Here is an 11489-nt window from a genome sequence, read left to right on the forward strand (position 1 = left end):
GGCGCTTCGCCGACGTCGCGTGGGCCACCACGTCATCACGGCCAACAGCGGCAGCAGCACCAACCCAACGGCCAGGCCGGCGCGATACAGCGCGTTAGGCGCAAAGGTCAGCGTGATGGTGCCCGACGTTCCCGCCGGCACCACCCAGCCCTGCTGCCAGCCGTTGACGGCCACCGGCGTCAGCCGAGTCCCGGCGCCGGTGTGGGCGACCCAACCGGGATTGATGCTTTCCGGCACCACCAGCACCCGCGACGTCGTCGCCGCCGGTAGATGCACCTCACGACGGGCCGGACCCCACGACCCGGTGGCGGCAGGTGTCACGGATATGGCTGTGGCGGAGGGTGATTCGGCTGCGCGCGGAGAAGACATTTGCGCGCCGTCGACGACGAATTGCGGGCCGGGACTGATCAATAGCTCCTGCTGACCGGTCGGCAGCAGGATCGGGTCCCGGTCGCATACCTCGGCGGCTACCGGCGCGCCGTCCAGCAGCGCGCCCACTGTGGTCCGGATCGCGGTGTGCACAAACCGGCCGGCGATCGCGATGACCGGCCCATGAGCGCAATCGACGGTGACCTCACGAGCACGATTGCGGACGGCGTTGGCGGCGCCGATTGGTCTGCCGTCGGCGCCAAGCACCGAAATCTCAGCCAGCCCAGGCGGTTTGAGCTGATCGAAGCCCAGCGCGGTGCGGTCGATCACATCGTCCCAGTCGAGCAGGCTGAGCGTGACGGTGTCGGTGACGCGAGATTTCAGCGGCAAGGTTTCCGGCCCGGTCAGCTCGCGGACCTGCGGGCCGTCCCCGAGATCCACGGCGACCATGGTCGGATGCGCTGGAACTGACGACCGGCTTGGGACCAGTCGTAGCCCGGTCACTTCCGTTGGCCTGGGCAAGCTGAGGGTCAGCGTGGCGGGCGTCTTGTGCTGCACGACCCGCTGCGGTGCGGTCCACGAAGTGGCTGGATCACCGTCAGTGGCGGCATAAGCAGAGCCCAGAACGTCGACCAGATCGGCGTCACCGCGGGCCCGGACGGTGTCGGGCTCGCCGATCAAGTCGGCCAGTTTGGGGCTCGGCCGCGCGCGCACCCACAACGTTGGCAGCACCGAAATCGGTTGGGGCACAGTCAGTGTGCGACTGAATGTGACCGGTGTCTCGGGCACCAGCGCCATTGAGGCCGCGCACTGCACAGCCGTCGGGCCCTCAGCGCAGCCGGCCCTACCGAGAAACTCCGAGCCCAAGTCCCACCGCGCGACAGCGGTATCCGGCGGGGGACCCGGAACCAACACGGTGTGTCGCAGATCGACCGGGTGCGCGAACCCCGAGGCGTCGTACTGGGTGATCGACAAGTCGGTGATCGCGAACTGCACTCCCGCCGAACCGTCGTCGGTGCCGATCGCGGTGATTCGCACCCAGGGGGTTTCGCCGTAGGGCAGCGCCGCGGTAAGCGGTTTGCCGGCCTCGTCGTACCGCAGCGTCGTGGTGCCGGTGGCGGTGGCGACTTCGATGCGGCGGACCTGGGCGCCGACTGCTGTCGCGCTGGGTGTGATCGTGATGACGCTGTTGGTCACCGGATGGTCGAAATCCACTTGCAGCCATTGGCCGACGGCGGACTGCAGCCCGTTGGACACCCACGCAGTCGCCGAATCGCCGTCAATCGCGGCGGCGGGCGAGGTCGCCGGGGCGACGTCGGGCAGCGCCGTGGCATCCGACGACGAACTCGATACCGTAAGCCGGCCGCCGGTCCAGGAGCCGTAGACGGTCTCAGCGCCCGGAGTCGGGTAGTCGGGCACCCGGTTGAATGTGCGCCGCGCATCGCCGACGGCGCCGATCGCCGACGAGTGGTCGTCGACGCGGCCATAGTCGGTCTCCCGGGCCACCGGCGTATCGGTGACAGTGACCCCGGCTTGTCCCGACATCGGCAGACCGGCGCGTCGAGCGTCCGCGGTCATCAGCGCCGGGCCCAATGGCGGCTGACCGGATAGCCTTCGGCGTTCGTCAAGGCGCAGCAGCACTTCCGGCCCGCCATCGACGCGGGCCAGCTGATCGGTGCCGGCCAGGTAGGGGCCACCGTGTTCGCCCCCACCAGTGGCGACTCGGTAGATCTCCACTGCCGGATACCGCGGTCGCAATCCGCTGTCTGTGACGAAGCCCGACACCGGGCCGGGCCCGACCGGCGCGCCGAACTGGGCGACTTTGGCCAGCCGCGGCGAGCCCGCGATGGCGCGGTGCACCAGAATCGGGCGTGCCGAGCGCGAGGTGTCGGGGTCCAGATCGTTGCGCACGACGACATACGAGATGCCTTGGCGGGCAAGCGTATCGGCCAAGCCCGCAGAGGATCTGCCAGCCGCGAATAGGCGTTGCACCGAATCCAGCGCCCGGATGGTTTGCGCCGGGGTCAACGGGATGGAGTCACGCACCCCCCACGGGCTGTCGCCAAGCACCTGCAGAGGTTCGTCGTGGCTGGTGCCCCACACCTGGGTGGCGAACGGCGCGCCGGGAACCACCAGCACGCGGCCCGCGATCGGTGAACCGGTGTTGTGCGCGGAGAGCCAGTCGGCGGCCTCATGCCAATACCGCGGTAGTGCGGTGAACGTTCCGGGCGGGGTGATCCGACCGGTCCACGCCAGCGAGGTCCCGGCCATCAGCGCGGTCAGGATCACGATCGCGGCCGCGACCCGCTTGTCCCGCTCCGGGTGAGCGAACGCGTGGATCCACACGGCTTTCGGGGCGCTCGCCGGTAGTGGGATGGGGCCCAGCACCTGCGCCAGACCCAAAACTATCGGGATACGGATCACCGACTCCAGCTTGTGCACATTGCGCAGCGGCGCGCCGCCGGCGTCCAGGAAGGCTTGCACGTGATGAGCCAGCGGTGAGCCGAGCCCGCCGCTGTATCCGGCGGCCAGCAGCACCACTCCGACCAGCAGCATCGTCACCAGCCGCCCGCGCGCCGGCAAATCCCGCATCACCAGCCCGGCCAGCCCGGCCGCTGCCACCAGGCAGGTGGCCACGATCGCGACCGATCCGGTCACCAACGATGCGCCCGCCGTCGCGTCCGGCGCCACGAACGGAGTCCAACTGTCGGTACCGCGCAGCACTTCGACCAGTGACGACCACTGCGTGGTCACCCCCGACGATTCGATGAAATCCAGAAACGGCGGGCTGATCCGGGCCATCAAGATCAGCGCCACCAGCCACCACGACATGGCCAACACCAGGGCCAGCAGCCACCACCCGGTGTAGCGCCACCATCGGCGGTTGGGCCGATGGCAGGCCCACCAAATCACCGCGGGCAGGCAGCCGGCCAGCGTCGCGATCGCGTTGACCGCTCCCATCAGCGCGACCGCCACCCCGGCCTGCCCGGCGAGCTGGCGCACCGATCGATTGGCCTCGCCGCGCAGCGCCAGGATCGTCGGCAGCAACACCCACGGCGCGAGCATGATCGGCAACGTTTCCGACGAGATCGATCCCAACGTGGTCAGCACCCGAGGGGAAAGTGCGAACGCCGCCGCGGCGATCACCCGTGACGTCGGGCTGCCGATACCCAGCGCCTCAGCGACCCGAAGCAACCCCCAGAAGCCGACGACCAGCAGCAGCGCCCACCACAACCGCTGGGTCATCCAGCCGGGCAGCCCCAGCAGATGCCCGGCCAGGAAGAAGGTTCCGTGGGGAAACAAGTAGCCGTAGGCCTGGTTTTGCGCCTGCCCGAACGGCAATTCGCTGTTCCACAAATTGGTCGCCCGGGCCAAAAACCGCAGCGGGTTGGCGGTCAGGTCGAGCTTGGTGTCGGGGGAGATCTGCCCGGGCGACTGGGCGAAGCTCAACGCCAGCGCGACCGCCGCGACGAGCCACAACCAGCGTCGCGACAACGACGTGACTTCGACGGGCCCTGGCTCGGCCCGCATTGTCGCCGTACTAGCTGCGGTTGCCGTACTCAACCCGGTTGAGCACCGACGACTGCGGGTCGCCGCCGGGAAGTGGTGGCTTGGTGTCCTGTTGAACCATCAGCGTGATCCCGAATATCGCGGCCGCGCCGAGCAACAGACCGACCACGACGCTGGCGGCAGCGGGCGCAACGAACCGGTTCATAGTCGCCAAACCTAGCAGAGGCGGCCGGTGGAGCCGTCGGGCCGACAAGCGGGGTGGCGTCGCCGCGGATCGATGCCATGACAGCATGGGCGGATGGCTTTCCCGCGCGTTCTTGGTGTGCTTGGCACGGTTTTGGCGCTGCTGGTGGGGTGCGGCCACAGCTCCGAACGACCCAAGACGGCACCGGCCACGACCGCTGGCCGGCCGATCCCCGCGGCCCGGCCCGCCTGCGGCGATCCTGCGGCGATCCTGGCGGCAATGTCCACCCGCGACAAGTTGGCCCAGTTGTTGATGGTCGGGGTTCGCAACGGCGACGACGCCAAAGCCGTCGTGGACGACCACCATGTCGGGGGCATTTTCATCGGGAGCTGGACCGACCTGTCGATGCTGACCAACGGCTCGGTGAAGAACCTGTCCGCAAGCACGGCGTTGCCGGTGGCGATCAGCGTTGATGAGGAGGGTGGCCGGGTGGCGCGGCTCTCGTCGCTGATCGGGCCGGCGCCGTCGGCGCGGGTGCTGGCCCACACCCACACCGCCGACGAGGTCTACGGCATCGCGCTGGACCGCGGTCACCGTATGCGTGGCCTGGGCATCACCATCGATTTCGCTCCGGTTGTCGACGTCACCGACGCCGCCGACGACACCGTGATCGGCGACCGGTCGTTCAGCTCGGACCCGGCCGTGGTCACCGTGTACGCCGGCGCCTACGCGCGAGGCCTACGTGATGCCGGGCTGCTGCCGGTGCTCAAGCACTTTCCCGGGCACGGCCACGGATCTGGCGACTCGCACACTGGCGGGGTGACGACGCCGCCGCTCGACCAGTTGCAGAACAACGATCTGGTGCCCTACCGGACCCTGGTGTCCGCGGCGCCGGTCGGCGTCATGATCGGGCACCTGCAGGTGCCGGGCCTCACCGGCGATCAACCCGCCAGTCTCAGCAAGGCCGCCATCCAGTTGTTGCGCACCGGGACCGGTTATCAGGGCCCGGCCTTCGACGGCCCGGTATTCAGCGACGACCTGTCCAGTATGGCCGCGATCAACCAGCACTACGGCGTGCCGGAAGCGGCGCTGCGGTCCTTGGAGGCCGGCACTGACATTGCGCTGTGGGTGACCACCGACGAGGTGCCCGCCGTGCTGGATCGCCTGGAGAAGGCATTGGCCGCAGGGGAGTTGACGATGCCTGCCGTCGATGCCTCGGTATCGCGGGTGGCGAAGTTCAAGGGAACGAAACCGCAATGCGGGCCGTAGCGCCGCGTAAGCCCTCGTCATTGCTTACCCTGGAGTAAGGCACTTTCAGAAGGGCGCAGCATGGCAGGTGGTACCAAGCGGTTACCCCGTGCTGTGCGCGAACAGCAGATGCTGGACGCCGCTGTTCAAATGTTCTCTGTCAACGGCTATCACGAGACGTCGATGGACGCGATCGCGGCCAAGGCCGAGATTTCCAAGCCGATGCTCTACCTGTATTACGGGTCCAAAGAGGAGCTGTTCGGCGCTTGCCTTGACCGGGAGATGACGCGATTCATCGACGGCGTGCGTGAAGAAATCGATCTCGAGCAGAGCCCGAAGGATCTGTTGCGCAACACCATCGTGGCGTTCATGCGGTACATCGATGCCAATCGCGCGTCCTGGATCGTGATGTACACCCAGGCCACCAGCTCGCAGGCATTCGCTCACACCGTGCGCGAGGGACGCGAGCGGATCATCTCCATGGTGGCCCGGCTGCTGCAGGCGGGCACCCGTAATCCCGCGCCGGACGCCGACTTCGAGATGATGGCGGTGGCGTTAGTGGGTGCCGGTGAGGCGATCGCGACCCGGCTCAGCACGGGCGACACCGACGTCGATGAGGCGGCCGCACTGATGATCAACCTGTTCTGGCGCGGGCTCAAGGGCGTGCCATCCGAGCGGGATGCGGCGGAAGTCGCCGCCGGGGGCTCCAGCTGACCGACTGACCGCCTCAGCAGGGTCGCTGTCGGGCGTCCAGTACGCGTCCCGTCGGGCGCGATGCAGGGCGGCGCGCTGTAGTCCACGCCCGCGTCTGCCGCGGTGGCCGCCGCCCTGGCGGCGTCGTCGCTGGGACTTCCACCGACGGACAGATGCCGGCCACCCGACGTCGACGGCCAGGGCCAGCCAGGCCACATCGACATTCGCGGTGACATACATTCATCCTGTGGCTCGCCGCAACATTGAATTCCTCTGCGGGGTTGTGATTGTCGGGCTGCTGGCCGGCATCGCCGGCGTGGCGACGACGGTGATGTTGCGGTTCGTTGAACATCTGACCTACCACTACGCATTCGGAACGCTGCTGGAGGGAGTCACTGGCAGCAGTCCCGTTCGTCGAGCTGTGGGTCCGATGGTCGGCGGAGCGCTGGCGGGGTTCGGCTGGTGGGTGCTGCGATCCAAAACCGTTGTCCCGCCACTGTCTGAGGCCATCGCCAAACGTAAGCGGATAAGCCTGGGGCCCTTCGGTATCGACGCCGCACTGCAGGTGCTGCTGGTCGGCTCCGGCGCATCATTGGGACGGGAAGGAGCGCCGCGCCAATTCGCCGCGGCCCTCGGCGATTTCGGTATGCGATGGCTGAAACGACTCTCGGCATCCGACCGTGAGATTCTGCTGGCGTGCGCGGCCGGGGCAGGACTCGGTGCGGTGTATGCGGTGCCGGTGGGTGGTGCGCTGTTCACCGCGCGCATCGTGCTCCGAAGCTGGAATCCGCGCGCGCTGGGTGCCGCGTTGATCACCTCGAGCCTGGCTGTCGCGGTCGCTTCGTTGGTGACCCACAACCAACCGATCCTGACCTGGCCCCATCCGCAGTTGTCCTACCGGCTGATCGGTTACGCATTGGTGTTAGGGCCGCTCACCCTGGTGGTGGGCCTGGCATTCAATCACCTGATGGCGGCGGCAGATCGGGCCGCGGTGACCCGATCCTGGCTGTTGATCCCCGCGATCGCCGGCGCAGGGTTGCTGATCGGTATTTGCTCTAACTGGTGGCACGAGCTGCCCGGTAACGGCAAATCGATCCTGAGCGCAAGCCTCGCCAGCGGGATGACCCTGACCACGGCTGCGGCAGTTTTCGCCCTGAAACCCCTTCTGACGGCGGTGTTTCTGCGCGCCGGCGCGACGGGCGGGATGCTGACTCCGGCGCTGGCTACCGGCGCGGCGGCCGGGACGCTGTTTGTGCTAACCATCAATGCAGCGGCAGGAACCCACTTTCATGTTCAGGTAATGTCTTTGGCCGGCGCAGCAGGCGTGCTAGCGATCACTCAACGGACGCCGTTTTGGGCTGCGATTTTCGTCTGGGAACTTGCCCGGCCTCCGCTGTGGCTGCTGCTGGTCTTCCTGGCCACCGCGCTGTGTGCGTACGGAATTCGGCTACTTCTCGACCGAGTTCCCGACCCAGTGCGTTCGTAGCGTGCCGGTTAGATGCGGATATCCTTTGGCGACGTTACGCAAGCTGATATCCCAGCCGTCCTCGACCTGATCGACGTACAGCCCGGCACTGGCCGGCAGCACGAGCGGTTTGCCGAATCGCACCGAATACGTCACAGCGTCGGGAAGCCCGGCCTCTAGATTCGCCAATACGGCTGCAGCGCTGAACATTCCGTGCGCAATCACGGTCGGGAAGCCGAACAGCTTGGCCCCGATGGGGTTGGTGTGGATTGGGTTGTGGTCGCCACCGATGGCCGCGTAGCGGCGAATCTGTCCCGGCGTTATCCGCAGAATGGCTTTCGGCGGCGGCGGTTTGGGCTGTTTCTGCGGCGCCGGCTTGGCTTCGTCGGACAAGCTGGTGCGTTGCTGATGCAGGAAGGTCGTGACCTGGTGCCACGCGACGTCGTTGCCGACGCTGACATCGGTCACCAAATCCACCAGCAGCCCTTTGCGATGTTCACGCAGGTTCTCGGCGTGTACCGCGATATTGACCGTGTCGGTCACCTTGATCGGCCGGTATTGCGTGATGTGGTTTTCGGTATGGACCGATCCCATTGCAGCGAAAGGGAAGTCGAACCCAGTCACCAGTGACATCATCGTCGGAAAGGTCAACGCGAAGGGGTAGGTCAACGGCACGGCGTCGCCGTATCGCAGTCCGGTGACCGCCGCGTAATCGGCTACGTTCCCACGGTCGATCGGCACCTCGTTGACCGTCAGCGTTCTGCTGGGCAGATGGTCGCTGCGCGGCACGAATGGCAAAGCACCAGCCGCCGCGCGCAGCAGATTTTTCAGCCCGCTCGGTTGTGTCACCTTAGTCATGGCGCCGCTCCTCCTCATCGCTTCGTCCCCCTCGCCGCTGCGCGGCTGGGGGTACCCCCACTGCATCGTCGCCGGCGCGAGTCACGCTCCCAACATCGCCTGGCCGCACACACGAATGACGTTACCCGTCAATGCGTTTGATGCAGGGCTGGCGAAGTAGGCGATGGTTTCGGCGACGTCCACCGGCTGCCCGCCCTGATACAGCGAGTTCATTCGACGGCCGACCTCGCGAGTGGCCAGCGGGATCGCCGCGGTCATCTGGGTTTCGATGAATCCCGGCGCGACGGCATTGATCGTGATGCCCTTTTCAGCGAGTTCGGGTGCCAGCGCCTGGGTGAGCCCGATCATGCCCGCCTTGGTGGTGGCGTAGTTGGTCTGCCCGCGGTTGCCCGCGATACCTGCCATAGACGAGAGCCCGATCACCCGACCGCCGTCGCCGATCGTGCCATTGCCGACCAGCCCTTCGGTAAGTCGTTGTGGCGCAAGCAAGTTGACGGCGAGAACGGCGTCCCAACGTCCGTCGTCCATGTTGGCCAGCAGCTTGTCGCGGGTGATACCGGCGTTGTTGACCAGGATGTCGGCCCGGCCGTTGTGATGCTCACGCAGATGCTCGCTGATCCGGTCGACTGCATCGTCTGCGGTGACGTCGAGGGTCAGGGCCGTTCCGCTGACGCGGGTAGCCGTCTCGGCCAGCGCCTCCGCGGCGGCCTCTACATCGATCGCAACGACGTGAGCGCCGTCTCGGGCGAACACCTCAGCGATCGTTGCGCCGATGCCCCGGGCGGCGCCGGTCACGATGCCCACCTTGCCGTCCAGCGGCCGGTCCCAGTCGGCCGGCGGAGTGGAATCAGCCGCGCCGACGTAGAACACCTGCCCGTCCACGTAGGCCGACTTCGCCGACAGAATGAACCTCAGGGTCGACTCCGCGCCCGTCGCGGCCGGTTTGGCGTCGGGTGATAGATAAACCAGCGCGACGGTAGCGCCGCGGCGCAGCTCCTTGCCCAGGGAGCGGGTGAAGCCCTCCAGCGCCCGTTGCGCGATCCGCTCATCGGAACTGCCGGCTTGGTCGGGAGTGGTTCCGACGACGACGACGCGACCGTTGGCGCCGACGTTGCGCAGCAGCGGAGTGAAGAACTCGTGCAGCGCCTTGAGCTTGGCCGGCGTCGTGATGCCGGTGGCGTCGAACACCAGCCCGGCGAACGAATCGGCCCAGCGGCCGCCGAGGTTGGCGCCCACCACGTCGTAGTCCTTGTCCAGCGCCGCGCGCAGCGGCTCGACTACCCGGCCCTCCCCACCGATCAGCAGCGATCCGGCCAGCGGCTCGTCGCCGACCCGGTAGCGCCGTAGTGGCTCGGGCTGCGGTATGCCGAGTTGCTTGGCGACGAACGAGCCGGGCCCGGAGTTGACGACTTGGGAGAATAGATCGGGTGAAACCTTGGGGGCCACTGCGTTGCCTTCCGTATCGGGCGTGTCATCTGTCGACTACCGTATCGAGAGCGAACTTACTCCAGAGTAAGAACAGTAGGTAGTATGGCTACTGGGTACTAATCGCGGATAACCCCCCACCGACGGAGATAAGCGTGAGTTCTGAAAGTTCTTCTGCAAGTTCCCAGCCGAAGGTCAACACCGACGGCACCCGCTCGACGCGGCGCGTCGCGGTGCTCGGCGGCAACCGAATCCCATTCGGGCGCTCGGATCGCGCCTACGCCGAGGCTTCCAACCAGGACATGTTCACCGCCGCTTTGGGTGGGCTGGTCGACCGGTTCGGTCTGGCGGGTGAGCGTCTGGGCGCAGTCATCGGCGGCGCGGTGCTCAAGCACAGCCGTGACTTCAACCTCATGCGCGAGTGTGTGCTCGGATCGGCGCTGTCGTCCTACACGCCGGCATTCGACATTCAGCAGGCCTGTGGGACCGGGCTGCAGGCCGCGATTGCCGCGGCCGACGGCATCGCCGCCGGCCGCTACGACGTCGCTGCCGCCGGCGGGGTGGACACCACCTCCGACGCGCCGATCGGCTTGGGCGACAACCTGCGTCGCACCCTGCTGGGACTGCGCCGGTCGAAGTCCAACGTCGAGCGGCTGAAACTGGCTGGCAAGCTCCCGGCCAGCCTCGGAGTGGAGATTCCGGTGAACAGCGAGCCGCGCACCGGGCTGTCGATGGGCGAGCATCAGGCCATCACCGCCAAGCAGATGGGCATCAAGCGGGTCGACCAGGACGAGCTGGCCGTCGCCAGCCACCACAACATGGCCGCCGCTTACGATCGCGGATTCTTCGACGACCTGGTCACTCCTTTTTTGGGGCTGTACCGCGACGACAACCTGCGGCCGGACGCGTCGGTGGACAAGCTGGCCAAACTCAAGCCAGTGTTCGGGGTCAAGGCAGGCGACGCCACCATGACGGCCGGCAACTCGACACCACTGACCGACGGCGCTTCGGTGGCATTGCTGGCCAGCGAGGACTGGGCCGCCGAGCACTCGCTGACCCCGTTGGCGTACTTCGTCGACGCCGAGACGGCAGCTGTGGACTACGTCAACGGCGCCGACGGCCTGCTGATGGCGCCGACGTACGCGGTGCCACGCTTGCTTGCCCGCAACGGGCTCAGTTTGCAGGATTTCGACTTCTACGAAATCCACGAGGCGTTCGCCTCGGTGGTGCTGGCGCACCTGCAGGCCTGGGAGTCCGAGGAGTACTGCAAGGAGCGCTTGGGCTTAGACGCCGCGCTGGGCCCCATCGATCGATCCAAGCTCAACGTCAACGGGTCATCGCTGGCTGCCGGGCACCCGTTCGCCGCCACCGGGGGGCGAATTCTGGCGCAGTTGGCCAAGCAACTCTCGGAGGCGAAGACCAAGCAGCAAGGCGCGTCAGGCAAGCCGATGCGCGGGCTGATCTCAATTTGCGCCGCCGGTGGCCAAGGCGTCGCCGCCATTCTGGAAGTCTGATACGCCGGTCCGGCGCGGTGCCTCCTGCCGTTTGGTAACGGCAGCCTGCGGGTATGCGATGGGTTGGATAGCTCCGTGTTGTCGTCCGACCCCCCGACCCGATGGCAGCGCGGGGCATCCTTGATCGGCCTCCAGCGGGTTACCGGTCTGGGGTCGAGTAGGGGGGCCGCCGGCGGAATGAGGGGATCCCGCGGCGGCCCCTTCTTTTGGTTTGTATCAGTGC

At 67.0% G+C, this 11489-nt stretch carries 8 protein-coding genes and 1 pseudogene; 4 read left to right on the forward strand and 5 right to left on the reverse strand.

All coding sequences use genetic code 11. The annotated features are described in order from the left end of the window. On the reverse strand, positions 1–3900 hold a 3900-nt coding region (locus tag WB785_RS14025), incomplete at its 3' end, for an alpha-(1->3)-arabinofuranosyltransferase (protein ID WP_424079941.1). A 10-nt stretch (positions 3901–3910) separates the two neighbouring features. After that, positions 3911–4084 carry a DUF2613 domain-containing protein gene (locus tag WB785_RS14030; protein WP_067342410.1) on the reverse strand — a complete coding sequence of 58 codons (174 nt, stop codon included), beginning with the start codon at positions 4082–4084 and terminating at the stop codon, positions 3911–3913. Positions 4085–4177: 93 nt separating this feature from the next. On the opposite strand from WB785_RS14030, the gene WB785_RS14035 reads away from it, so the two are divergent. The 3 genes from WB785_RS14035 (at position 4178) to WB785_RS14045 (ending at position 7490) form a co-directional block, all read left to right on the forward strand. Next, positions 4178–5332, forward strand: a complete 1155-nt coding sequence (locus WB785_RS14035) for a glycoside hydrolase family 3 N-terminal domain-containing protein (RefSeq protein WP_424079942.1) — start codon at positions 4178–4180, stop codon at positions 5330–5332. A gap of 60 nt (positions 5333–5392) precedes the next feature. Further along, positions 5393–6025: a TetR/AcrR family transcriptional regulator gene (locus tag WB785_RS14040; protein ID WP_424079943.1), complete on the forward strand. Its 633-nt coding sequence runs from the start codon at positions 5393–5395 to the stop codon at positions 6023–6025. Positions 6026–6251: 226 nt separating this feature from the next. After that, a complete protein-coding gene (locus WB785_RS14045; RefSeq protein WP_424079944.1) occupies positions 6252–7490 on the forward strand; it encodes a chloride channel protein in 1239 nt (412 codons plus the stop codon). Here the strand turns inward: WB785_RS14045 and WB785_RS14050 are convergent. From WB785_RS14050 to WB785_RS14060, 3 genes and pseudogenes are all read right to left on the reverse strand, one after another. Then, the gene (locus tag WB785_RS14050; RefSeq protein ID WP_424079947.1) at positions 7452–8318 is read right to left on the reverse strand and encodes a MaoC/PaaZ C-terminal domain-containing protein; all 867 of its coding nucleotides are present in this window, start codon (positions 8316–8318) and stop codon (positions 7452–7454) included. The genes WB785_RS14045 and WB785_RS14050 overlap by 39 nt on opposite strands. Position 8319: 1 nt before the next feature. After that, positions 8320–8406 (reverse strand): annotated as a pseudogene (locus tag WB785_RS14055) (hypothetical protein); the annotation flags it as partial. A 2-nt stretch (positions 8407–8408) separates the two neighbouring features. Then, positions 8409–9773 carry a 3-oxoacyl-ACP reductase gene (locus tag WB785_RS14060; protein ID WP_424079945.1) on the reverse strand — a complete coding sequence of 455 codons (1365 nt, stop codon included), beginning with the start codon at positions 9771–9773 and terminating at the stop codon, positions 8409–8411. Between the two features lie 134 nt (positions 9774–9907). Between WB785_RS14060 and WB785_RS14065 the strand changes: the two genes are divergently transcribed. Continuing rightward, positions 9908–11266, forward strand: a complete 1359-nt coding sequence (locus WB785_RS14065) for an acetyl-CoA C-acetyltransferase (RefSeq protein WP_424079946.1) — start codon at positions 9908–9910, stop codon at positions 11264–11266. The last annotated feature ends 223 nt before the right edge of the window (positions 11267–11489 follow it).

Source organism: Mycobacterium sp. (genome assembly GCF_049585075.1).
Lineage (GTDB): Bacteria > Actinomycetota > Actinomycetes > Mycobacteriales > Mycobacteriaceae > Mycobacterium.

Bases quoted from the DNA above. Each gene is read 5' to 3' on its own strand.
- WB785_RS14030 (WP_067342410.1), bottom strand. From the start codon at position 4,084: ATGAACCGGTTCGTTGCGCCCGCTGCCGCCAGCGTCGTGGTCGGTCTG.
- WB785_RS14035 (WP_424079942.1), top strand. From the start codon at position 4,178: ATGGCTTTCCCGCGCGTTCTTGGTGTGCTTGGCACGGTTTTGGCGCTG.
- WB785_RS14040 (WP_424079943.1), top strand. From the start codon at position 5,393: ATGGCAGGTGGTACCAAGCGGTTACCCCGTGCTGTGCGCGAACAGCAG.